General features: G+C 72.0%; 17 protein-coding genes. 5 read left to right on the forward strand and 12 right to left on the reverse strand.

The window, feature by feature from the left end; all coding sequences use genetic code 11:
* Positions 1-407: 407 nt before the first annotated feature.
* The 7 genes from CCS38_RS26355 to rsmI all read right to left on the reverse strand — a co-directional run bounded on the left by CCS38_RS26355 (position 408) and on the right by rsmI (position 8,043).
* Positions 408-2,204 carry an ABC-F family ATP-binding cassette domain-containing protein gene (locus CCS38_RS26355; RefSeq protein WP_223735815.1) on the reverse strand — a complete coding sequence of 599 codons (1,797 nt, stop codon included), beginning with the start codon at positions 2,202-2,204 and terminating at the stop codon, positions 408-410.
* 95 nt (positions 2,205-2,299) lie between these two features.
* Positions 2,300-3,214, reverse strand: coding sequence for a 4-(cytidine 5'-diphospho)-2-C-methyl-D-erythritol kinase (locus tag CCS38_RS26360; RefSeq protein ID WP_223735816.1), 915 nt, complete (start codon positions 3,212-3,214; stop codon positions 2,300-2,302).
* Entirely contained in the window at positions 3,211-4,092 is an 882-nt protein-coding gene (gene rsmA, locus CCS38_RS26365) for a 16S rRNA (adenine(1518)-N(6)/adenine(1519)-N(6))-dimethyltransferase RsmA (RefSeq protein ID WP_030262089.1), read from the reverse strand. Before rsmA ends, CCS38_RS26360 begins: the two co-directional genes overlap by 4 nt.
* The gene (locus CCS38_RS26370) at positions 4,089-5,558 is read right to left on the reverse strand and encodes a resuscitation-promoting factor (protein ID WP_308050877.1); all 1,470 of its coding nucleotides are present in this window, start codon (positions 5,556-5,558) and stop codon (positions 4,089-4,091) included. The genes rsmA and CCS38_RS26370 overlap by 4 nt, the downstream gene beginning before the upstream one ends.
* Before the next feature lie 102 nt (positions 5,559-5,660).
* Positions 5,661-6,530, reverse strand: a complete 870-nt coding sequence (locus tag CCS38_RS26375; protein WP_223735817.1) for a TatD family hydrolase — start codon at positions 6,528-6,530, stop codon at positions 5,661-5,663.
* Positions 6,531-6,561: 31 nt separating this feature from the next.
* Positions 6,562-7,005, reverse strand: coding sequence for a hypothetical protein (locus CCS38_RS26380; protein ID WP_223735818.1), 444 nt, complete (start codon positions 7,003-7,005; stop codon positions 6,562-6,564).
* A 168-nt stretch (positions 7,006-7,173) separates the two neighbouring features.
* Positions 7,174-8,043, reverse strand: coding sequence for a 16S rRNA (cytidine(1402)-2'-O)-methyltransferase (rsmI, locus tag CCS38_RS26385; protein ID WP_223735819.1), 870 nt, complete (start codon positions 8,041-8,043; stop codon positions 7,174-7,176).
* A gap of 85 nt (positions 8,044-8,128) precedes the next feature.
* On the opposite strand from rsmI, the gene CCS38_RS26390 reads away from it, so the two are divergent.
* Entirely contained in the window at positions 8,129-9,907 is a 1,779-nt protein-coding gene (locus CCS38_RS26390; protein WP_372457148.1) for a dolichyl-phosphate-mannose--protein mannosyltransferase, read from the forward strand.
* 28 nt (positions 9,908-9,935) lie between these two features.
* Here CCS38_RS26390 and CCS38_RS26395 read toward each other — a convergent pair whose 3' ends face one another.
* Entirely contained in the window at positions 9,936-12,095 is a 2,160-nt protein-coding gene (locus CCS38_RS26395) for a ZIP family metal transporter (protein WP_223735820.1), read from the reverse strand.
* 591 nt (positions 12,096-12,686) lie between these two features.
* Here CCS38_RS26395 and CCS38_RS26400 point away from each other — a divergent pair.
* From CCS38_RS26400 to CCS38_RS26410, 3 genes are all read left to right on the forward strand, one after another.
* On the forward strand, positions 12,687-14,342 hold the full coding sequence (locus CCS38_RS26400) for a penicillin-binding transpeptidase domain-containing protein (RefSeq protein ID WP_223735821.1): 1,656 nt from the start codon (positions 12,687-12,689) through the stop codon (positions 14,340-14,342).
* A gap of 97 nt (positions 14,343-14,439) precedes the next feature.
* Positions 14,440-14,925 carry a YbaK/EbsC family protein gene (locus tag CCS38_RS26405; protein ID WP_223735822.1) on the forward strand — a complete coding sequence of 162 codons (486 nt, stop codon included), beginning with the start codon at positions 14,440-14,442 and terminating at the stop codon, positions 14,923-14,925.
* Entirely contained in the window at positions 14,922-15,773 is an 852-nt protein-coding gene (locus tag CCS38_RS26410; protein ID WP_223735823.1) for an EamA family transporter, read from the forward strand. Before CCS38_RS26405 ends, CCS38_RS26410 begins: the two co-directional genes overlap by 4 nt.
* A 29-nt stretch (positions 15,774-15,802) precedes the next feature.
* On the opposite strand, the gene CCS38_RS26415 is transcribed toward CCS38_RS26410, so the two are convergent.
* The 4 genes from CCS38_RS26415 to CCS38_RS26430 all read right to left on the reverse strand — a co-directional run bounded on the left by CCS38_RS26415 (position 15,803) and on the right by CCS38_RS26430 (position 19,786).
* Positions 15,803-16,990, reverse strand: a complete 1,188-nt coding sequence (locus CCS38_RS26415; protein WP_223735824.1) for a serine hydrolase domain-containing protein — start codon at positions 16,988-16,990, stop codon at positions 15,803-15,805.
* 122 nt (positions 16,991-17,112) lie between these two features.
* The gene (locus CCS38_RS26420; protein WP_223735825.1) at positions 17,113-17,880 is read right to left on the reverse strand and encodes an energy-coupling factor ABC transporter ATP-binding protein; all 768 of its coding nucleotides are present in this window, start codon (positions 17,878-17,880) and stop codon (positions 17,113-17,115) included.
* Positions 17,868-18,629 carry a cobalt ECF transporter T component CbiQ gene (cbiQ, locus tag CCS38_RS26425; RefSeq protein WP_223735826.1) on the reverse strand — a complete coding sequence of 254 codons (762 nt, stop codon included), beginning with the start codon at positions 18,627-18,629 and terminating at the stop codon, positions 17,868-17,870. The genes CCS38_RS26420 and cbiQ overlap by 13 nt, the downstream gene beginning before the upstream one ends.
* 2 nt (positions 18,630-18,631) lie before the next feature.
* Positions 18,632-19,786, reverse strand: a complete 1,155-nt coding sequence (locus CCS38_RS26430; protein ID WP_223735827.1) for an energy-coupling factor ABC transporter permease — start codon at positions 19,784-19,786, stop codon at positions 18,632-18,634.
* A gap of 434 nt (positions 19,787-20,220) precedes the next feature.
* Here CCS38_RS26430 and CCS38_RS26435 point away from each other — a divergent pair, with 434 nt between their 5' ends.
* Positions 20,221-23,490, forward strand: a complete 3,270-nt coding sequence (locus CCS38_RS26435) for a S41 family peptidase (RefSeq protein ID WP_223735859.1) — start codon at positions 20,221-20,223, stop codon at positions 23,488-23,490.
* Positions 23,491-23,546 lie beyond the last annotated feature (56 nt).

The following is a 23,546-nucleotide window of genomic DNA, read 5'->3' on the forward strand; positions in this document are numbered from 1 at the left end:
GGCCTGCGGCGGCTGGTTCGGCGGCTGCTCAGGCTGCGGCGGCTGCTGGCCGGGCTGCTGCGGGTAGCCGTACGAAGGGTCCTTGGGCGCGCCGAAGCCGCCGGACGGCGGCTGACCGGGCGGTGGTGGCGGCTGCGGCGGCTGGGTCATCGGGTCGTTACCTCTTCACACCGGCCCATGGCTCCGAATCGACCTCCCCCGCGACCCCGAGCGGCAAAGCCCCCCGGGATGGAGTGAATCAGACATAAGGCTCGGCAATTAACGGCAGTTGAGCGGGAGTTCTTTGTACCACTCGGCACCGACACCGCACCGGTGCGGTACGCCGCCACCAAAGGGGCGAGACCGGCCCGGGACACTCCCGCGACGCACCCGTTACGCACGCCGCCGCCCCGGGCCCGCAGCGTCCGCTACGCGTCCTCCGCCAGCTCCAGCCAGCGCATCTCCAGCTCGTCCTTCTCGTCCCTCAGCTCCCGCAGCTGCGCGTCCAGTTCGGCGACCTTGGCGAAGTCGGTGGCGTTGTCGGCGATCTGCGTGTGCAGCTTCGCCTCCTTCGTACCGATCTTGTCCAGCTGCCGCTCGATCTTCTGCAGCTCCTTTTGCGTCGCCCGGTCCACCGCGGCGGCCTTCTGCTTGGGCGCGGCTGCCGCCGGCGCCGGGGCGGCGGCCTGCGCCATCCGCTCCCGCCGCTCGATGTACTCGTCCAGGCCGCGCGGCAGCATCCGCAGCGTCGCGTCGCCCAGCAGCGCGAACACCCGGTCGGTGGTCCGCTCGACGAAGTACCGGTCGTGGCTGATGACGATCAGCGAGCCGGGCCAGCCGTCGAGCAGGTCCTCCAGCTGCGTCAGCGTCTCGATGTCCAGGTCGTTGGTGGGCTCGTCGAGGAAGAGCACGTTCGGCTCGTCCATCAGCAGCCGCAGGATCTGCAGGCGGCGGCGCTCACCGCCGGAGAGGTCGCCGACCGGCGTCCACTGCTTCTCCTTCGTGAACCCGAACTTCTCGCAGAGCTGGCCCGCGGTCATCTCCCGGCCCTTGCCGAGGTCCACCCGCTCCCGGACCTGCTGCACGGCCTCCAGCACCCGCAGGGTGGGCTTCAGCTCCGCGACCTCCTGCGAGAGGTAGGCCAGCTTCACGGTCCTGCCGACGATGATCTTGCCGCCGGCGGGCTGCGCCTCGCCCTGCGTGCGCGCCGCGTCGGCCAGCGCCCGCAGCAGCGAGGTCTTGCCCGCGCCGTTGACACCCACCAGACCGACCCGCTCGCCGGGACCGAGCTGCCAGGTCAGGTGCTTCAGCAGCACCTTGGGCCCGGCCTGCACGGTCACGTCCTCCAGGTCGAAGACCGTCTTGCCCAGCCGGGAGCTCGCGAACTTCATCAGCTCGGCGTTGTCCCGGGGCGGCGGCACGTCCGCGATCAGCTCGTTGGCGGCCTCGATGCGGAAGCGGGGCTTGCTCGTACGGGCCGGGGCACCGCGCCGCAGCCAGGCCAGCTCCTTGCGCATGAGGTTCTGCCGCTTGGCTTCCTCGCTGGCCGCGATGCGCTCCCGCTCGGCGCGCGCGAACACGTAGTCGCTGTAGCCGCCCTCGTACTCGTGGACGTCGCCGCGCTGCACGTCCCACATGCGCGTACAGACCTGGTCCAGGAACCACCGGTCGTGGGTGACGACCACCAGCGCGGAGCGCCGGGCCCGGAGGTGCCGCGCGAGCCAGGAGATGCCCTCGACGTCCAGGTGGTTGGTCGGCTCGTCGAGGACGATCAGGTCCTGCTCGGCGATGAGCAGCTTGGCGAGCGCGATGCGGCGCCGCTCGCCACCGGAGAGCGGGCCGATGACGGTGTCCAGGCCCTGCGCGAAGCCCGGCAGGTCCAGGCCGCCGAAGAGGCCGGTCAGCACGTCGCGGATCTTGGCGTTGCCCGCCCACTCGTGGTCGGCGAGGTCGCCGATCACCTCGTGCCGGACGGTCGCCTCCGGGTCCAGCGAGTCGTGCTGGGTCAGCACTCCGAGGCGCAGCCCGTTGACGTGCGTGACGCGGCCGTCGTCCGGGGACTCCAGCTGGGCGAGGATGCGGATCAGGGTCGTCTTGCCGTCACCGTTGCGGCCGACGACGCCGATCCGGTCGCCCTCGCTGACGCCGAGGGAGACGCCGTCGAGCAGCGCGCGCAGTGCGTACGCCTTGCTGACGGCTTCCAGATTGACGAGGTTCGCGGCCATCTCACTCCTGGGCTTCACATCGGTCGGCCTTCCAGCCTAGTCCGGCACACCGGTCACCCCCGCATCGCGTGGGTGACCGGTACCGGGGACCGTGCTCAGCCGATGAGCGTCGCGCCCGGGGCCGGGCCTGCCGCGACGCGTGCGGTGCGGCACGTACCGGAGGCCAGAAGGGCGTCGGCGACCGCGGAAGCGGAAGCCGCGTCCGCGGCGAGGAAGGCCGTGGTCGGGCCGGAGCCGGAGACCAGGGCGGCCAGGGCGCCCGCCTTCGTGCCCGCCTCCAGGGTCGCGGCGAGCGAGGGGAAGAGCGAGAGGGCGGCGGGCTGGAGGTCGTTGGAGAGGGACTTGGCCAGCGCGGCCGTGTCGCCCGAGCGCAGCGCGTCCAGCAGGGCCGGGGACGCCTCGGGCGCGGGCACGTCGGTGCCCTCGGTGAGGCGGTCGAACTCGCGGTAGACCGCGGGCGTGGACAGCCCGCCGTCGGCGACCGCGAAGACCCAGTGGAACGTGCCGCCGGTCTCCAGCGGCGTCAGCCGCTCGCCCCGCCCCGTGCCCAGCGCGGCCCCGCCGACCAGGCTGAACGGCACGTCACTGCCCAGCTCGGCGCAGATGTCGAGCAGTTCCTCGCGGGTGGCGCCGGTCCCCCACAGCGCGTCGCAGGCGAGCAGCGCGCCCGCGCCGTCCGCGCTGCCGCCGGCCATGCCGCCCGCGACCGGGATGTCCTTGGCGATGTGCAGGTGGACGCGCGGCTCGATGCCGTGCCGGGCGGCCAGCAGCTCGGCGGCGCGGGCCGCGAGGTTCGTACGGTCCAGCGGGACCTGCCCGGCGTCCGGGCCCTCGCAGGTGATCGTCAGGGTGTCGGCGGGCACCGCGGTGACCTCGTCGTACAGGCCGACGGCGAGGAAGACGTTGGCCAGGTCGTGGAAGCCGTCGGCGCGTGCGGCGCCGACCGCCAGCTGGACGTTGACCTTGGCGGGGACGCGGACGGTGACGGCGCGGGGGCTGGACGGGGTCACTGGGCTGCGGCTTCCTTGTGCTCGGCGATGCGGGCGAATTCTTCGACGGTCAGGGCCTCGCCCCGGGCCTGCGGCGAGACGCCCGCGGCGACCAGCGCGGCCTCGGCGGCGGCGGCCGAGCCCGCCCAGCCGGCGAGCGCGGAGCGCAGCGTCTTGCGGCGCTGCGCGAAGGCCGCGTCCACGGCGGCGAAGACCTCGTCGCGGCTGGCGGTGGTTTCGAGCGGCGCCTCGCGACGGACGAGGGAGACCAGTCCGGAGTCGACGTTGGGCGCGGGCCAGAAGACGTTCCGGCCGATCGCGCCGGCCCGCTTGACCTCGGCGTACCAGTTGGCCTTGACCGACGGCACGCCGTAGACCTTGTTGCCGGGGCGGGCCGCGAGCCGGTCGGCGACCTCGGACTGGACCATGACGAGCGTGCGCTCGATGGTCGGGAAGGTCGCCATCATGTGGAGCAGGACCGGGACGGCGACGTTGTACGGGAGGTTGGCGACCAGGGCGGTGGGCGGCGGGCCCGGCAGCTCGGTGACCTTCATCGCGTCGGAGTGCACGAGCGCGAACCGGTCGGCGCGCTCCGGCATCCGGGCCTCGACCGTCGCGGGCAGCGCGGCCGCCAGTACGTCGTCGATCTCCACGGCCGTGACCCGGTCGGCGGCCTCCAGCAGAGCCAGGGTCAGCGAGCCGAGGCCCGGCCCGACCTCGACGACCACGTCGTCGGGGCGCACTTCGGCCGTCCGCACGATCCGGCGGACGGTGTTGGCGTCGATGACGAAGTTCTGGCCCTTCTGCTTGGTGGGGCGCACGCCGAGCGTCGCGGCCAGTTCGCGGATGTCGGCGGGGCCCAGAAGCGGGCCGGGCTCATCGGTGCTGCTGTTGGTCACTGGTGAAGCTTACGGCCGCACACGGGCCACGGGCTCGCCCCCCGGCTGACGTACAGCTTCTTGGCCCGGTAGGTCTGCTCGGCGGGAGGCGCGTCCTGCGGGGCGCCGCTGCCGCCGAGGGAGTGCCAGGTGGGGCGGTCGAACTGGTACAGCCCGCCGTACGTGCCCGAGGGATCGACCGCGTCGGCCCGGCCGCCGGTCTCGCACTGCGCGAGGCCCTGCCAGTTCAGATGGTCGGCACCGGACACACTGGTGGGCACGGGCGCGGTGCCCACGTGCACGATTTCGCTCCGGGGCGCGGTGATCACCTCCTGGCGCAGCAGCCGCGGCCGCTGCCGGACACCGTTGACGGTACGCAGCTGGTAGGTGACCCGGCGCACGCCCTGGTGGCCCTGCTGGACCACCGACTCGGTGCCCTTGAAGAGCGTGGCGTCGGGGACGCGCCGGGTCTCGTAGGCGATCGGCTCCTCGCGGACCTCGCGGGAGCCGGTGACGCGCAGCACGGAGATGGTCTGGCCCTCGCGCGGGAAGCTGTCCAGCGGTACGGAGGTGGTGTCCTGGCCACGCAGCGCGATGCCGGCGCGGGCGAGCGCCGCGCGCACGGTGGCGGCGTTGGTGCGGATGCTGTGCGCACGGCCGTCGGCCATGAAGGTCACCGTGCGCTCGGTGCGTACGGCCAGCTCGATGCCGTGCCGTGCGATGGGCAGCGACCGGGAGGCGGAGATGTACGCGCCCTCGGCCCGCACGCCGAGCTGGCGCAGCGCGCCCTCGACGGTGCGCGCGGTGGTCCACACCCGGCGGCGGTGGCCGTCCACGGTGAGCACGACGGGCCGGCCGTACCGCACGGCCACCTCGTCGCCGCTGGTCAGCGCGGCGTCCGGGCCGGGCGCGACGATGTCGTGCGGGCCGATCGGCACGCCTTCGGAGGCCAGCAGCTCGCCGACGTCCCCGGCGAAGGTGTGCAGCCGCCGCGGGTCGCCGTCGACGCTGAGGCGTACGGCCTTGTCGTGCGCGACGAACGCGGTGGTGCCGCCCGCGAGGAACGCGACGACCAGCGCCTGCGGGACGAGCCTGCGCAGCCCTTCGGGCCGCTCGACGAACCGCTTGCGGCGGGCCGCGCGCCGGGCGGCGGCCCGGCCCGCCGTCCGGCCCCCGGTGACCGGCGGCCGGTCGTACGACTGCGGCTCGGGGTGCGTCGGTTCGTACGGCTGCTGCGGTTCGTACGACTGCGGGTCAGGGAGGGGCACATCGGGGAGCCGCGGTTCGGGCAGCCACGGTGCGTACGACTGGGGCGGGGGCGGTGCGTACGACTGCGGCGGTGCGTACGACTGCGCGACGTACGTGTCGTACACCTGGGCCTCGTCCGGCGGTCCGTACGGACCGTAGCCCTGGGTCCGGGGGCCCTCCGTCCCGTCGTACGACTGCGGCAGCCCGTATCCGTATCCGTATCCCTGCGAATGACTCACGACGCTCCACGTGCCCGGGACCGGTTGACGGCCGGAATGTAGCGGAGAGGGGGATCACTCCCCAAAGTCGCGCGACTACTCAGGGTGGCTACTGACGGTGGCTCAGTAGTCGAAAGCGCGGGCCGTGTTGGCCGCGACGGCCGTGGCCAGCGCGTCCTCGTCCATGCCCTTGACCTCGGCCATGGCCCGCAGCGTGACCGGAATGAGGTACGGCGCGTTAGGCCGACCGCGGTACGGCGCGGGGGTCAGGAAGGGGGCGTCGGTCTCGACGAGCACCAGCTCGGCCGGGGCGACGGCCAGCGCGTCCCGCAGCGGCTGGGCGTTCTTGAACGTGACGTTCCCGGCGAAGGACATGAAGTACCCGGCCTCGGCGCACACCTTCGCCATCTCCGCGTCGCCCGAGTAGCAGTGGAAGACGGTCCGCTCGGGCGCGCCCTCCTCGCGCAGCACCCGCAGCACGTCGTCGTGCGCCTCCCGGTCGTGGATGACCAGGGCCTTGCCGTGCCGCTTGGCGATCTCGATGTGCGCGCGGAAGGACCGTTCCTGCGCGGCCATGCCCTCGGGGCCGGTACGGAAGTAGTCCAGACCGGTCTCGCCGACGCCGCGGACGTGCGGCAGCGCGGCCAGCGCGTCGATCTCCGCGAGCGCCTCGTCCAGCGCCGCGTCGCCGCCGGGCTCGCGCGCCCCCTGCCGGGACCAGCCGTCGGGGTCGCCCAGAACGATGCGCGGCGCCTCGTTCGGATGCAGCGCCACCGCCGCGTGCACCGCGTCGTGCGCGGCGGCGGTCTCCGCTGCCCACCGCGAGCCCTTCACATCGCACCCCACCTGGACCACCGTCGTCACGCCGACGGCGGCGGCCTTGGTGAGCGCTTCCTCGACCGTGCCGGACTGCATGTCGAGGTGGGTGTGCGAGTCCGCTACGGAGACCCCCAGCGGTTCGGGCAGCGGCGGCGGTGCGTCCTTCGAGCTCATACCTCGATCCTATGAGCCCCGCGGCACCGGGCTACCTGCGGTGGTGCTGGAAGGGGTGGAGCAGGTCGGACAGGTGCCAGTGGTGGTGGCCGCGCCGCGCGGAGGCGTCACCGCGGGAGTCGCCGGAGTCGCCCGGGTCGCCGGCCGGACCGGTCGTGGGCTGCGGCTTGCGCGGCGCGTAGAGGCGCTCGGCGGCGGCCGAGACCATGGAAACCTGGCCGGCCCGCATGATCCGGACCAGATGCCCGCCGCACTGCCGGCAGGTGGGCCTGGTCAGCGGCGAGGGGACGCGCTCGCCGTCCGTGTAGTAGACGACGCGCGGAGCGCCGGACACGTCCACGTGGTGCTCGATGTCGTAGGACTGCTCCCAGCCGTGCCCGCATTTCATACAGGCGAAGGAGTACGCCTCGTGCGCGGCGGGTTCGGTCCTGGGCGTGCGCGGGGTCCCGCTCGCGGTTTCCACGGATTCAGTCATCGCAGCTCCTCTTGTCCGCCGGACAAGCTCTCGGGGACGGACGCCCCTGTTCCAGTGGACGCCTTTCCGAGCCGCGACGCAGCAAAGGTTCCTCCTATTGGCACAGATTTGAGCGTGCCGAGGGAAAGAACCTCACCGAGCGGACCTGCTCTTTACCTTTCGGACCGGTCATTTACCCGCACGAGAATCACCGCGCTCCGCGTTCTTCGCCGCCACGACCGCGTCGAAGACCTCCCGCTTGGGTACGCCGGCCTCGGCCGCGACCCCCGCGATGGCCTCCTTGCGCCGCTCCCCGGCCTCCTCACGGACCCGCACCCGGCGCACCAGCTCCTCGGGGGCCAGATCGCCGGGCCCCGGCTCGGGCGCCCCCTCCACCACGATGGTGATCTCGCCGCGTACGCCGTCGGCCGCCCACTCGGCCAGCTCCTCCAGCGGGCCGCGGCGCACCTCCTCGTACGTCTTCGTCAGCTCGCGGCAGACGGCGGCGCGCCGGTCCTTGCCGAAGACCTCCGCCATCGCGGCGAGGGTGTCGGCCAGCCGGTGCGGCGCCTCGAAGTAGACGAGCGTGCGCCGCTCGTCGGCGGACTCCTTGAGCCGGCCGGTCCGCTCCCCCGCCTTCCGGGGCAGGAAGCCCTCGAAGCAGAAACGGTCCACCGGCAGCCCGGAGACGGCGAGCGCGGTGAGCACGGCCGACGGGCCGGGCACGGCCGTCACCTTCACGCCGCGCTCCACCGCCGCGGCCACCAGGCGGTAGCCGGGGTCGGAGACCGAGGGCATGCCCGCGTCGGTGACCAGCAGCACCCGCGCACCGCCTTCGAGCGCGTCGGCCAGCTCCGGGGTGCGCGCCGACTCGTTCCCCTCGAAGTACGACACCACCCGCCCCGTGGTGTGCACCCCCAGCGCGGTCGTCAGGCGGCGCAGCCTGCGGGTGTCCTCGGCCGCGATCACGTCGGCGGCGAGCAGCTCGGCGGCCAGCCGCGGCGGCGCGTCCTCGGTGTCACCGATGGGGGTCCCTGCGAGTACGAGCGTTCCAGTCACGGGCCCATCCTTTCAGGCGGACCGGCATCCTTCCCGCCGCGCGGAGAGACGGGCCTCTCACAGGCCGCTTCCCTACGATGGCCCGGTGACGAGTGACACCGCGACCAACGACCGGCGCGCCGGCGACCACGGCAGGGCCCGGGTGACCGCCGGGACCGCCGCCCGCGCCGCGCAGGCGCCCCAGGGCGGCGTCCCGGCGCCGACCGCCTGGCTGCGGCGGCTGCGCCGCTTCGGCTACACCGCATGCCCGGAGCGGGACGTGCGGACCCGGCTCCTCGCACCCTTCCCCGTGCCGCGGGTCTCCGACGGCACGGCCCGCCTGGCCGCGTGGGGCCTGCCCGTACTGGTCGCGCTGCTCGCCGGCATCCTGCGTTTCTGGCGCCTGGGCAGCCCGGACAAGGTGATATTCGACGAGACGTACTACCCCAAGGACGCCTGGTCCCTGCTGCAGTACGGCTACGAGGGCACCTGGGCGAAGAACGCCAACGACGCGCTGGTCGGCGACCCGTCCCGCATCCTGCTGAGCCCCGAGCACTCCTACGTCGTCCACCCGCCCGTCGGGAAGTGGCTGATCGCGCTGGGCGAGTGGGCCTTCGGCATGAACCCCTTCGGCTGGCGTTTCATGACGGCCCTGCTCGGCACCCTGTCGGTACTGATGCTCTGCCGCATCGGCCGCCGCCTGCTGCGCTCCACGACCCTGGGCTGCCTGGCGGGCCTGCTGCTGGCCGTGGACGGTCTGCACTTCGTCATGAGCCGCACCGCCCTCCTCGACATCATCGTGATGTTCTGGGCGCTGGCCGCCCTCGGCTGTCTGCTGATCGACCGGGACCGCACCCGCGCCCGGCTCGCCGCGGCACTGCCTCTGGGGGAGGACGGCCTGGCCCGCCCGGACGAGGGGGTCGGCGACCGGCTGCGGCTCGGGTGGCGTCCCTGGCGGCTGGCGGCCGGGCTCTGCCTCGGCCTCTCCGCGGCGACCAAGTGGAACGGTCTGTACTTTCTCGCCGCCTTCGCCCTGATGTCGGTCCTGTGGGACGCCGGCGCCCGGCGCACGGCGGGCGCCCGCCGTCCGTACCGCTCGGCCCTCCGCCGCGACGTGCTGCCCGCGTTCCTCTCCACCGTCGTCCTCGCCGCGGCCACCTACCTCGTGTCCTGGACCGGCTGGATCGTCACCAAGGGCGGCTACTACCGCGACTGGGCCACCACCGCCGACGGCCGCGCCGCCGGCTGGACCTGGCTGCCGGACTGGCTGCGCAGCCTGTGGCACTACCAGCACGAGGTGTACGAGTTCCACACCCACCTGACCAGCACGCACACCTACCAGTCCAACCCCTGGAGCTGGCTGGTCCTGGGCCGCCCCGTCTCCTACTTCTACGAGGACCCCAAGGCCGGCCAGGACGGCTGCACCGCGGCGGAGGGCTGCGCCCGCGAGGTCCTCGCGCTCGGCACCCCGCTCCTGTGGTGGGCCGGCTGCTTCGCGCTGCTCTACGTCCTCTACCGCTGGCTGTTCAAGCGGGACTGGCGGGCCGGCGCGATCGCCTGCGGCATCGCGGCGGGCTATCTCCCCTGGTTCTTCTACCAGGAGCGCACGATCTTCCTCTTCTATGCGGTCGTCTTCGTGCCGTTCCTCTGCCTGGCGCTGGCCATGATGTTCGGCGCGGTCATCGGACGCCCCCAGGACGACCCCGGCACGGAATCGAGGCTGCTCCTCACCGGCGAGCGGCGCCGCGCGGCGGGCATCGTAGCGGCAGGCATCCTGGTCCTGCTCATTGTGTGGAACTTCATTTATTTCTATCCCGTATACACAGGGCTACCGATCCCCAAGAGCGCATGGCAGGCCCGGATGTGGCTGGACACCTGGGTGTAGGCACGCTGATGCCCTGACGGCGGGGTGGCTACTTCCCGCCGACACAGCCGATGTAGGGCGCGATGTCTCGGTATTTCCCCAGCGCGGCGTCGAACTCGTACGCCTCGGCCACTCCCCTCACCAGCGGGCGTTGACTCTGCTCCAGAGGGAGGTCCATGCCCATGATGCGGACGTGCTCGGCGAAGAGGGTCCTGAGGTCTGCCGCATGGTGGACCGCTTCCTGTGCCGCGTCGATACCGACCCGGCACGACGGCCACAACGCCACCTTCTCCCCGGCCGTGAGTCCGGCACTCGCCTCTCCGCCCTTCTCGTGGCACTCCTTGACCGCGCTGTTGAAATCAGCGCGCTGCGAGGCGAAGGCCGCGGACGCCTGTGCCCCTGCTTCGACCGATGGCTCTCCCTGTGTCCACGCCTGTGCGGAGGTGATGTCCCCGCGCGCCAGCCTGTCCATGACCCTCTTGTGCTCGCGCAAGGCGCCCTCGATCTTCCGACCGGAGTCCAGTATCGCGTCGGCCCGGTCCGCCGCGCTTCGACAGGCGCTCACTTCTTCCTGGGGGGCCTGGACTGTCCAGTTGGTCATCTTCAGCACGTCGTTCTTCGATGGTTTCGTGGCCCGCTCCGGGAGGTCACCCGACGGCCGCAGGGAAATCGTGTCCTGCCCTGCCGAGTGATTCAGGCCGTACCACTCCTCCTTTTTCCTTTCCTCCCGCTCGACCCGGCGGTCGGAACTCACAGCCAGCGGGCAGATTCGCGAGGGGTCGCGATAGACGAACGCATCACCGCTCGGCTGCGCGAGCCAGTCGGCCGAGCTGATGCAGACCACCGGGTACGGAGCGTCCCAGGCCCGCTCGGAACAGAAATTACCCGTTGCCGCCCGGTAGCGGTCGTCCTTCGTCTCGGCCGCCTGCATGCACGTCCTGCTCTGGAGCACGTCCATGACACCCACGGACTGAGGAGGTCCCGTCAGGAGCCGCTGCACGGCACCCAACGACCTGATCTCCCATGCCGAGACGATGTATTGATGCGGATAGGCATGCGGGAATGTCGTGTAGTCCCTACGGATGTTCCTGATGTTTTCCCGTTCCTCGGCGGTCACCGCGGCGTACGGCACATGCGTCGGCCGGAGGCTGTGCGAGGAATGAAGGGCGAGCCGCGCTCCTTTGGCGATCACAAGATCCAGCCGGAACCGCAGGTTGTCCTTGTCCAGCCGGCGGTCGTTCGGCACGCGAACGAGGAAATTGGCGGTGTCTTCCTCACCCGACTCGAACCAAGAGCCGTATTCGAGCGGCCTGCCGTATTCGAGCACCGCGCTCGACGTGTTCACCGTGAAGCGTGAAATGGCCGGCACCGGAAGCGCTTGCGGATCGTTCAGCTGAGCCTTGTACCCCTCCCAGCAACCTGTATACGCTTCTTCCTGGGCGACGGTGTACTGCCGCCAGAAGCAGGCATCACCGAACGCCTCTTCTCTCTCCGAGCCCTCCGCCGTGGCATTCGGAGGAGGCTTCCCGATGATTTCCCGGGTCACCTGGTAGATGGACGAGACGACCTGCACCCTGATGCCTCCGGTGTTCTTGATGGTCGCCGTCGCTCGGAACGTGCGCATGTCCGAGGGTTCGCCCCGGGGTGGCAACTGCTCCTTCAGCTTGGCGTTCACCGTCAGCGTCGGGGCCACCGTCCCGGGCAGATACTGGTTTTGGTACCACCAGTTGACGCCGCCCCACAGCGCGGCCCCGGTGACTCCGACCGCCGCGAGCCCGCCGGCCACGCGACCGAACCTGAGCCGTTCCGGTGCCTCGGTGGACGTCCAGGCGAGCAGAAGTGCAGCAACCGACGCGAGCACGACCACCACCCACAGGCCGAACTGGAGCCAGCGACGGAGCTCCGAAGCCCCCGGCACCGTGAACTGAAGGAAGCAGAGGACTCCCCCGACGAAAACCCCCGCACCGCAAGCCAGTACCGCACCCACCCGACCGCAGGACTCGCGCCACGCCGGGCGGACGAGGAATGCCGCAGCGGCCAGGAGCATGACGGAAGCGAAGGTGAACATCACACCGAGGACGCGATACGGAATATTTCGCGCCGCCAGCGCGTCGCGACTCCCCAGCCAGAAGGCCAATAATCCGATGGCGCCGAAGGTCACCGCCGCGGTGACCGTGCTTTTGGGACCGGAGAAACGGCTCAAGAACACCGGTGTCACCTCATCAGGTTTCCCGCCCGATGAATTTATCTACGCGTACCGCCCGCCACGCCGAGTCCGCTTGGCCGGCCACGCGCAGTAGGTGAAGAAAAAGGTGCTCGGATTCGCGATATGTCGGATGCGACCGAGCCCAGAACTCTTCCCTGCTTCAACGAGGACAACGCTCCACCGAAAATGCTGCCGCTGCCCTGTAAAGGCGTCAATAGTGGGCGAGTGGGTCTCGCGTCCGGCGAGCGGTTGAAGAGCGGGGCGGCACGCGCGGGCGGGGCACCGTAACAGGTCGGGGTCGTGCCGGGCCACGTGTGAGGGAGGCCATGCGGGGCGGTTCCGTAGGCGGTTCCAGGGGCGGTCGGTAGCGGCGGATATGGTTGCGTGCCTGGGCACGGTGGGCGTGTGGTGAGTACACCGGGATCGGCTGTGACTTTTCCGTGACCGGCACATCGACTGCGTGTCACCGGACCGATGCCGGAACGAGACGCGCGAGGGTCACTCCAATACCCCGTGTCCCATAGAGTGCGCTGCACGTTCTTGTGTGCGTGTCCCAAGGACGACCAGGCTTCTTCGGGAGGGGAACGGTAAGTCATGCGCCGCGAGGTGAGGTACGGGCTGATCGGCGGGGCGATCGCCCTGGTCGCGGGAGGCGTCGGCGGGTACACCCTGATGGGATCCGATGACGAGGCCCCGCAGCAGGAAGTCATGTCGGCGGACGGGAAGTCCGCTGACGGCGGCGCGACGGTGAAGACCGGGCCGCTCTCCGCGAAGGAAGTGAAGACCGCCGCCACGGGCTTCCTGAACGCCTGGCAGTCGGGCGAGGTCGCCGAGGCCGCGAAGCTGACCGACAACACGGAGGCGGCCACCACGGCGCTGACCGGTGTCGCCAAGCAGGCCCACATCAGTCAGCTGAAGCTGACCCCCGGGACCCGCAAGGGCGACGTGGTGCCGTACCAGGTGTCCGGGCAGATCTCGTACCAGGGCAAGAGCGCGGCCGTCTCGTACGCCACCTCCCTCACCGTCGAGCGGGACAAGGACACCGGTGAGCCGGTCGTCGCCTGGCGGCCCACGATCGTGCACCCCGGGCTCGGCGAGGGCGACACGCTGCGCACGGGCGAGGGCGAGGCGCCGCCCATCAAGGCGGTGGACCGCAACGGCACCGAGATCACCAAGGACAGCAACCCGGAGCTGGCCGGCATCCTCGCCAGCCTGCGCGACAAGTACGGCGAGAAGGCCGGCGGCACCCCGGGCATCGAGTTCTTCATCGAGCGCGCCAAGAGCGACAACAAGGCCGCCCAGAAGCCGGACCAGACGCTGAAGGTGCTTTCCAAGGGCACCCCCGGCACGCTGAAGACCACCCTGGACGCCAAGATCCAGGCCGCCGCGCAGAAGGCGGTCGCCGCGAAGAAGAAGGCGTCGGCGGTCGCCGTCAAGCCCAGCACCGGCGAGATCCTGGCCATCGCCAGCGCGCCCGAGAAGGGCTTCAACGTCGCCACGCAGGGCTCGCTGGCCCCCGGCTCCACGATGAAGGTCGTCACCGCGTCGATGCTCATCGACAAGGGCCTGACCTCTCCGAACAAGAAGCACCCGTGCGCGAAGTACGTGACGTACGGCGGCTGGAAGTTCCAGAACCTCAACAAGACCGAGATCAAGGACGGGACCTTCGCGCAGAGCTTCGCGTCCTCCTGCAACAACGCCTTCATCTCGCAGGCCGAGAAGCTGAAGGACGACGACCTGACCAAGCAGGCCCGGGACGTCTTCGGCCTCGGCATGACCTGGAACACCGGCATCCCCAGCTTCGACGGCAACGTCCCGGTGCAGAGCGACGCCCAGATGGCCGCCTCGCTCATCGGCCAGGGCGGGGTCCGGATGAACCCGCTGAACGTCGCCTCCATCGCGGCGACCGTCCAGTCCGGCAGCTTCCGCCAGCCGTACCTGGTCTCCCCGGACATCGACAACCGGACGCTCGCCAAGGCTTCCCGGAACATGAAGCCGGCCACCGCGTCCGCGATGAAGTCCCTGATGAAGCTGACCGCCACGTCCGGCACCGGCGCCAAGGCGATGTCGGGCCTCAGCGGTGACATCGGCGCCAAGACCGGCTCGGCCGAGGTCGACAACCAGAAGAAGCCGAACGCCTGGTTCACCGCCTACAACGGTGACCTCGCTGCCTCGGCCGTCGTCCCGGCCAGTGGCCACGGCGGCGACAACGCGGGCCCGGTGGTCCGCGCCATCCTCAACCAGGGCTGACAGCAGCACCCAGTCCTCCGGAAGGGGGCCGTCCACATCGCGGACGGCCCCCTTTTCCGGTCGCATGGCCCGTACAGCTTTCGCTAGCGTGCGGGCCATGAGTACTTCAGCCGACGCTCACCCCCTGTTCGCCGCCGCCCTGCGCGAGCTGGGCCTCGAAGTCGAGGTACGCCGCTTCCCCGACGCCACCCGCACCGCGGCGCAGGCCGCCGCCGCTGTCGGCTGCGAGCCCTCCGAGATCGTCAAGTCCCTGATCTTTGAAGCGGACGGGGTGCCCGTTCTCGTGCTCATGGACGGGGCCTCCCGGGTCGACCTCGACAAGGTCCGCGCCGAGCTGGGCGCGCAGCACGTCGGCCGCGCCGACGCCGATCTCGTCCGCGAGACGACCGGCTACGCGATCGGCGGCGTACCGCCCTTCGGCCACCGCACCCGCACCACCGTCCTGGCCGACCAGGGACTGCTGGCCCACGGCACGGTCTGGGCCGCCGCCGGCACCCCGCACACCGTCTTCCCGCTCGACCCCAAGTCGCTCGTCGAGCACGCCGGCGGCCGCGTCGTGGACGTCCGCGAGCACACTTCGTGACCCCGCTCGTCGTCGCCGCGGTACTGACCGCCGCCGTCACCCACGCCGCCTGGAACGCGATCGCGCACGGCATCAAGGACCAGTTGCTCGCCTTCACCCTCGTCGGCTCCGGCGGCGCCGTCTGCGGTGCGGTGCTCGCCGCGATATCGCCGCTCCCCGCCGCCGGCGCCTGGCCCCTGCTCATCGCCTCGGCAATCCTGCACGTCGTCTACCAGGCGCTGCTCATGCAGTCCTTCCGGCTCGGCGACTTCGGGCAGATGTACCCGATCGCGCGCGGCACCGCGCCGCTCGTGGTCACCGTCCTCGCCGCAGTCTTCGTCGGTGAACTGCCCGACGCCTGGGCCCTGACCGGCGTCGCGCTGGCCTCCGCCGGCCTCCTCGGCGTCGCCCTGTGGGGCATCCGCGGCTCCGGTACCCGGCCGCACTGGCCCGCGGTCATCGCCGCGGTCGCCACGGGCCTGGCGATCGCCTCGTACACGACGGTCGACGGCGTGGGCGTCCGCGCTTCCGGAACACCGCTGGGCTACATCGGCTGGCTGATGCTCCTGGAGGGCCTCGCGATCCCCGCGTACGCGGTGGTCTCGCGGCGCCGCGCGCTCCTCGCCGAGCTGCGCCCGTTCGCCGCCCGCGGGCTGCTCGGCGGCGTGCTCTCGGTCTTCGCGTACGGACTGGTCCTGTGGGCGCAGACCCGCGCGCCGCTCGCACCGATCGCGGCGCTCCGCGAGTCCTCGATCATCGTCGGCGCCGCGATCGGCGCGATCTTCATGAAGGAACGCTTCGGGGCACCGCGGATCGCGGCGGCGGGGCTGATGGTCGTCGGCATCGGGCTGATGCTGCACACAAGTTAGGCGCGGGCCTCAGACCGTCGTCCGCAGCCTCAGACCGTCGTCCGCAGCGCGCGGACCAGCGCCTGCGCGCGCGGGTCCGCCGTGACGTTCTTCTGCATGCCGTTGGTGATGTAGCCGAAGGAGAGGCCCGACTCGGGGTCGGCGAAGGCGAGGGCGCCGCCGCGGCCCGGGTGGCCGAACGAGCCGGGGGCGAGCAGCGGGGCCGTGGGGCCGTGCAGCATGTAGCCCAGGCCGAAGCGCGAGGAGGCGATGAGCGTACGGTCCGGACCCGCGGACTCCTCCGTACGGGCCAGCGTCAGGGTCGCGGGCGCGAAGAGGCGGGGGTGGCCGTCCACGGGGCCGATGAGCGCCGCGTACAGACGGGCCAAAGAGCGCGCCGTGGCGATGCCGTTGGAGCCGGGGAGCTGTGCGGCGCGGAACTCGGGGGCGTTCTCGTCGGCGTGCGGGGAGATTGCCGCGAAGGCCCGTCGGGTGAGCGAGGCGGGGTCGTCGTACGCCTCGGCCACGGCCCGCTTGGGCCGTACGCGCAGGCCCGCGCCCTCGGGGGCGGGCGGCGGGGTGATCTCGGCGAGCCGTCCGGCGCGGCCGCGGGCGGCCTCCTCCTCGGGGAGGCCGATCCACAGGTCCAGGCCGAGCGGCCCGGCTATCTCCTCGGCGACGAACGCGCCGATCGTGCGGCCGGTGACCCGCAGGACCAGCTCCGAGAGGAGCCAGCTGTACGTCTGGGCGTGGTAGCCGTGGTCCGTGCCGGGGGTCCAGGCCGGGGCCTGCGCGGCCACCGCGGCCGGGCCGCTGACGCCGTCGACGGCCTCGGCGGGGGTGAGCGGGGTGTCCAGTACCGGTACTCCCGCGCGGTGCGAGAGCAGGTGGCGGACCAGCGTGCGTTCCTTGCCGGCGGCCTTGTACTCGGGCCAGTACGTGCCGACCGGCGCGTCCAGGTCGAGCTGGCCGCGCTGGTGGAGGAGGAGCGGGACGACGGCGGCGACGCCCTTGGTCGCGGAGCGGACGAGCTGCGCGGTGCCCTCTTCCCAGGGGGCTTCGGTACCCACGGCAGCCGCGTCGCCGTCGCGGTCGCCGGCCCACAGATCGACGACCTTGCGCCCGTGCCGGTAGGCGGCGACCGCCGCCCCACGCTCGCCGCGCCGCGCGAAGTTCGCCGCGAAGGCATCGCGGACCGGCTCGTAGCCGGCCTCGACCGTGCCGTGGACGTCCACCACTGTTCCCGCTTCCCACTCATCCGTCGCGTTTGTGACCCATCCATGGTGCAACGCGCCGATCAGTGCTGATGACCAGGAACCCGTCGGCCGTGGGGAGGGTCACAGGAACCGCCGCGGGCATGTCACACCGGGGCGGTCACCGAGCGGGGATCGAAGCCGAAAGGCAGTTCGAGGCGGTGGGCGGCCATCAGCTCCGCGTCGCAGAGCAGCTCCTGGGTGCGGCCGTCGGCGGCGATGACCCCGCCGGAGAGGACGACGGAGCGGGGGCAGAGCTCCAGCGCGTACGGCAGGTCGTGGGTGACCATCAGGACCGTGACGTCCAGGGACCGCAGTACGTCGGCGAGTTCGCGGCGGGAGGCCGGGTCGAGGTTGGAGGAGGGCTCGTCCAGGACGAGGATCTCGGGGCGCATGGCGAGGACCGTGGCCACCGCGACCCGGCGGCGCTGGCCGAACGAGAGGTGGTGCGGGGGCCGGTCGGCGAAGTCGGCCATGCCGACCCGGTCGAGCGCCTCGATGACACGTTCCTCCAGCTCCGCGCCCCGGAGGCCCGCGGCGGCGGGGCCGAACGCGACGTCCTCCCGCACGGTCGGCATGAAGAGCTGGTCGTCGGGGTCCTGGAAGACGATGCCGACGCGGCGGCGGATCTCCGCGAGGTTGCGCTTGGCGACCGGGAGGCCGGCGACGGCGACGGTGCCGGCGCCCGCTTCGAGGATGCCGTTGAGGTGGAGTACGAGGGTGGTCTTGCCTGCGCCGTTCGGGCCGAGCAGGGCCACCCGCTCGCCGCGCGCGACGGTCAGGTCGACGCCGAACAGGGCCTGGTGGCCGTCGGGGTAGGCGTAGGCGAGGCCGGCGACTTCGAGGGAGGGGGCGGTGGTGTTCACAGGGTCCATCCGAGGAGGCAGACGGCGAGGGCGGCGAGGGGGAGGAGCGCGGCGGCGGTCCACTGGGCGCGGTCGGCGGTCACTTCGTCGGTGACCGGCATCGTGCCGGTGTAGCCGCGGCTGACCATGGCGAGGTGGACGCGTTCGCCGCGCTCGTAGGAGCGGATGAAGAGCGCGCCGGCCGACTTGGCGAGCACGCCCCAGTGGCGGATGCCGCGCGCTTCGAAGCCGCGCGAGACCCGGGCGATGCGCATCCGCCGCATCTCGTCGGTGATCACGTCGCCGTAGCGGATCATGAAGGACGCGATCTGGACGAGCATCGGGGGCATCTTCAGGCGCTGCAGGCCGAGGAGGAGCGCGCGGAGTTCGGTGGTGGAGGCGAGGAGCACCGACGCGGCGACGCCGAGGGTGCCCTTGGCGAGGATGTTCCAGGCGCCCCACAGGCCGGACTCGCTGAGCGACATGCCGAGGGCGTGCACCCGCGGGCCCTCGGCGACGAACGGCATGAGCAGCGCGAAGGCGACGAACGGCACCTCGATGAGGAGGCGCTTGAGGAGGAAGCCGGCGGGGATGCGGGCCGCCGCCGCGACCGCCGCGAGGAGGACGGCGTACAGGCCGAAGGCCCAGACCGCCTCGCGGGGCGTGGAGACGACGATCAGTACGAAGCCGAAGACGGCCGCGATCTTGCAGTGCGCGGGGAGCGCGTGCACGGGCGAGTGCCCTTGGCGGTACAGCTTGTGCGCGTGGCCTGCCCCCATGGTCAGACCTGCTCGGGGGTGCGGTCTTCGGTAGCGGCGGCATCCGCTGCGTCACGGCGGCGGCGGACGACCACGAAGACTCCGGTGCCGACGGCCAGGGTCGCGCCGACGCCGATCACGCCCGCCAGGCCGCCGGAGAGCCGGGCGTCGGTGATGTCCTTGACGCTGTAGTCGGCGAGCGGGGAGTCCTTGGCGGCGTGGTCCTTCTCCTGCTTGTCGAGGCCCTGGTCCTGGGCGACCTTCTCCAGGCCGTCGGGGCTGGCGGAGGCGTAGTAGCTGATGCCGCCGGCGCAGACCAGGGCGGCGGCGACACCGGCGAGCCAGACGCGCTTGGCGGAGCGGTGGGCAGGGGCCGGCGCGGGGGCCTTCGGCTCGGCCTCGGCCGTGGGCGCCGCCTCGGCCGCGACCACCGGGGCGGCGACCGGCTCGGGGCGGGGCGCGCCCGGTGCTGTGGGCGCGGCGACGGGGGTGACCTTCAGTTCGAGCGGCTTGGTGAGGCCGCGCGCGCCGTACACGAGGTCGGGCCGTACGGCGATGACCGCGCCGACCGTGAGGGACGTGATGACGGCCTCGCCGATGCCGATGAGCACGTGCACGCCGACCATGGCGGTCAGCACCTTGCCGGTGGAGACGTCGGCGGTGCCGCCGAGCGCGTAGAGCAGGGTGAAGACCAGGGCGGCGGCGGGGACGGAGACCAGGGCGGCGACGAAGCTCGCGACGGTGATCGAGCGGCGCTTGCGCGGCAGTACCTTCACCAGGCCGCGGAAGAGCAGATAGGCGACGACCGTCGTGGTCACGGCCATGTCCGTGATGTTGACGCCGAGCGCGGTGAGGCCGCCGTCGGCAAAGAGGACGCCCTGCATGAGCAGGACGACGGAGACGCAGAGGACCCCTGTATAGGGGCCGACGAGTATCGCGGCCAGGGCTCCGCCCAGGAGGTGGCCGCTGGTGCCGGCGGCCACGGGGAAGTTCAGCATCTGTACGGCGAAGATGAACGCGGCGACGAGGCCGGCGAGCGGCGCGGTGCGCTCACCGCCCAGGCCGTCGCCGCCCAGCTCGCGGCGGGCGCCGCGCAGGCTGACCGCGACGGCGGCCGCGGCGACCGCACCGGTCGCCACCGAGACCGGGGCATCGATGAATCCGTCGGGGACATGCATGGCTGGGCTCTCCGCTCGTGGTCGTAACCCACTCATGGTGGTCGTACTGCAAATCATGTGCAAGAGCGCTCGTACCGCGGAACTGCCCGTTCGGGGAGGTCACTACCCCTGCGTCCGTCGGGGGCACCCCCGACGGCACCGGCAAAGGGCGGCAATTCCCCTCTTTTCCCCGGGTCTGCGGCGGCCGAGGAGCATTTCGCTCCGTACCGGCAGCGACGCGATATGACATCGGCCACCACCGCGTGCGGCACCGGCGCACGCCCGGAGGGAAGCGTGGGGCACGGCTCCACGCACCGTCACCCCTTGGGGTGACTTATGGGAGTCGAGTTGCCGCGGCCTGCCTAGGCCGAAACGATGGACGGGTGAGCGACGCACAGGAGGCTGTCGAGCCGCCCTCGGAGACGCAGTCCGCCCCCGCCAGAGCCCGCGGCCGCCTGCGGCCGGTCAAGCCGGACGGAGGCAGCAGCGGCGGTTCCTACCTCCGCTTCCCCCACATCCACGGGGACACGCTGTGTTTCGCCGCCGAGGACGACCTGTGGGTGGCACCGGTCGTCCCGGAGGACGCCGAGCCGCCCCGCGCCTGGCGGCTGACCGTGGACCGCACACGGGTGAGCCATCCGCGCTTCTCCCCCGACGGCAGCGAGATCGCGTTCACCACATGGCGCAGCCTGGACCCGGAGGTTCACCTGGTGCCCGCCGAGGGCGGCCCGGCCCGCCGGCTGACCTACTGGGGCAGCGTGGACGCCCGGGTGTGCGGCTGGACCCCGGACGGCGAGATCCTGGCGGTGTCCTCGCACGGCCAGCCGTTCTCGTACTACTCCTGGGCGTACAAGCTGCCGACGGACGGCAGCCCCGGCGGACGGCTGCCGTGGGGCCCGGTGTCGAACATCGCGGTCGCCGACATCAATGGCGAACACCAGACACTGCTGCTCAGCGGCACCCCGCCGCACGAGCCCGCGGCCTGGAAGCGGTACCGCGGCGGCGCGACGGGGCGGCTGTGGCTGCACGGCACGCAGCTGGTGCCGGAGATCAACGGCCATCTGGACACCCCGATGTTCGTCGACGGCCGCATCGCCTTCCTCTCCGACCACGAGGGCGTCGGCAACGTCTATTCGTGCCTCCCCGACGGCACGGACCTGCGCCGCCACACCGATCACGCGGACTTCTACGCCCGGCACGCCGCCAGCGACGGCGAGCGCATCGTGTACCAGTGCGCGGGCGAGCTGTGGCTGGTGGACGATCTGAGCCCGGCGGGCAGGCCGCGCAAGCTGCCGGTCCGGCTCGGCGGGCCGCGCACGGGCCGCCGCACGCATCAGGTGCCCGCCGCCGCCAACGTCACCTCCCTCGCGGTGGACGCCACGGGCCGGGCCAGCGCGGTCGGCGTCCGCGGCAGCCTGTACTGGCTCACGCACCGCGACGGCCCGGCGCGCACGATCCACGACATGCCGGGCGTGCGGGTCCGGCTGCCGGAGATGCTGGGCGACACGGGCCGGATCGCGTACATCACCGATGTGGTGGGCGAGGACGCCATCGAGATCTCGGACCTGCCGAAGGCGTCCGGGCCCGAGGAGCCGCGCCGGCTCGCCGCCGGGCAGCTCGGCCGGGTGCACGAGCTGGTGTCGGCGCCGGACGGCGAGCGGCTGGCGGTGGCCGCGAACGACGGGCGGCTGCTGCTGGTGGACGCCTCCGAGGAGGGCGACGGCGAGGTCACCGAACTGGTGCGCTCGGACAACGGACCGGTGCGCGACCTGGCGTTCTCGCCCGATTCCAAGTGGCTGACCTGGTCGCATCCGGGCATCGGCCGGTCGCTGCGGAAGATCAGGATCGCCAAGCTGGGCGACGGGACGGTCGTCGACGTCACCAACGGGCGCTTCGAGGACGAGCAGCCGGTCTTCACCCGCGACGGCCGCTACCTCGCGTTCCTGTCCTGGCGCGGCTTCGACCCGGTCTACGACGTGCACACCGGCGACCTGTCCTTTCCGCTGGGCTGCCGCCCGTACCTGGTCCCGCTGAACTCCGCCACGCCCTCACCCTTCGCGCTCTCCCCCGAGGGCCGGCCGGCCGCCGGTGGCCTGGACCCGGTGGACACGGCGGCCGAGGGCATGGTGCTGGTGGAGGTGGAAGGGCTGCCCAGCCGGGTGACGCCGTTCCCGGTCGCGGCCTCAAAGTACTCCGCGCTCGCGCCGGTGGCCGGCGGCGGGCTGGTGTGGCTGCGCTGGCCGATCTCCGGGGCGCTGGGCGAGACCTTCGCCAACCCGGACAACACCTCGGGCCAGCCCACGCTGGAACACTTCGACCTGGTCAAGGCCAAGCGCACGGAGCTGACCGGCTCGATCGACTCCTACGCGCTCAGCGGCGACGGCACCCGTCTCGTGATCAACGACGAGGGCGATCTGCGGTCGGTGCCCGCGCTGGAGACCCCGGACGCCGACTCCACGGTCTTCCTGGACCTGCGGCGCATCCTGCACGACGTGGACCCGGCGGCGGAGTGGCGGCAGGCGTTCGACGAGGCGGGCCGCATCGTGCGGTCCTACTTCTGGGATCCGGGCATGTGCGGCATCGACTGGGGCGCCGTGCTGGACCAGTACCGCCCGCTGGTCGAGCGGGTCGCCTCCCCGGACGAGTTCGCCGACCTGCTCCGCGAGGTGATGGGCGAGCTGGGCACCTCGCACGCGTACGTCACCGGCGCGCGGCGCAACGAGGGCCCGCCGCACTACCAGCGCGCGATCGGCCTGCTGGGCGCCAACTTCGTGTGCCGCAACGACCGCTGGATCCTCAAGCGCATCCTGCCCGGCGACTCCTCCGACTCCAAGGCCCGCTCCCCGCTGGCCGGTACGGGCATCCGCGAGGGCGCGGTGCTCACGCACATCGACGGCCGCGCGGTCGACCCGGTGACGGGCCCGTTTCCCCTGCTGGCAGCGGCGGGCGGCACCACCGTGGAGCTGACCTTCGAGTCCCCCGAAGGCGACGGCCGCTCCCGCCGCGTGGCGATCGTGCCGCTGATCGACGAGCGGCCGCTGCGGTACCAGGACTGGGTGGCCAAGCGCCGCGAGGTGGTGCGCGAGCTGAGCGGCGGCAAGTGCGGCTATCTGCACATCCCCGACATGGGCGGCTCCGGCTGGGCGCAGTTCAACCGCGATCTGCGGATGGAGGTCTCGCACCCGGCGCTGATCGTGGACGTACGGGGCAACGCCGGCGGCAACATCTCCGAGCTGGTCATCGAGAAGCTGACCCGCACGATCGTGGGCTGGGACCTGACCCGGGACGCGCAGCCGGTGACGTATGTGTCGAACGCGCCGCGCGGACCGGTCGTGGCGGTCGCGGACGAGATGACGTCCTCCGACGGCGACATGATCATCGCGGCCTTCAAACTCCAGGGCATCGGCCCGGTGGTGGGCCTGCGCACCTGGGGCGGGGTGGTCGGCATGACCGGCCGGCACCGCCTCGGCGACGGCACGTCGATCACCGTCCCGATGAACGCCGCGTGGTTCGACGCGTACGGCTGGGACGTGGAGAACCGCGGCGTGGAAGCCGACATCCAGGCGCTGCGTTCGCCGCTCCAGTGGGCGGAGGGCCGCAACCCGCAGCTGGGCGTCGCCGTCCGTACGGCGCTGGAGCTGCTGGAGCGGCACCCGGCGACGGACCCGCCCGGGCTCGCCAACGTCCCCGACAACAGCCGGCCGACGCTGCCGCCGCGGGGGTAAACGCACAGAGTGCGCACAGAGCGAGGGGCGCACCCGGTGGCCCGGGTGCGCCCCTC

The organism is Streptomyces purpurogeneiscleroticus (assembly GCF_020024005.1).
GTDB classification, from domain to species: Bacteria; Actinomycetota; Actinomycetes; order Streptomycetales; family Streptomycetaceae; genus Streptomyces; species Streptomyces purpurogeneiscleroticus.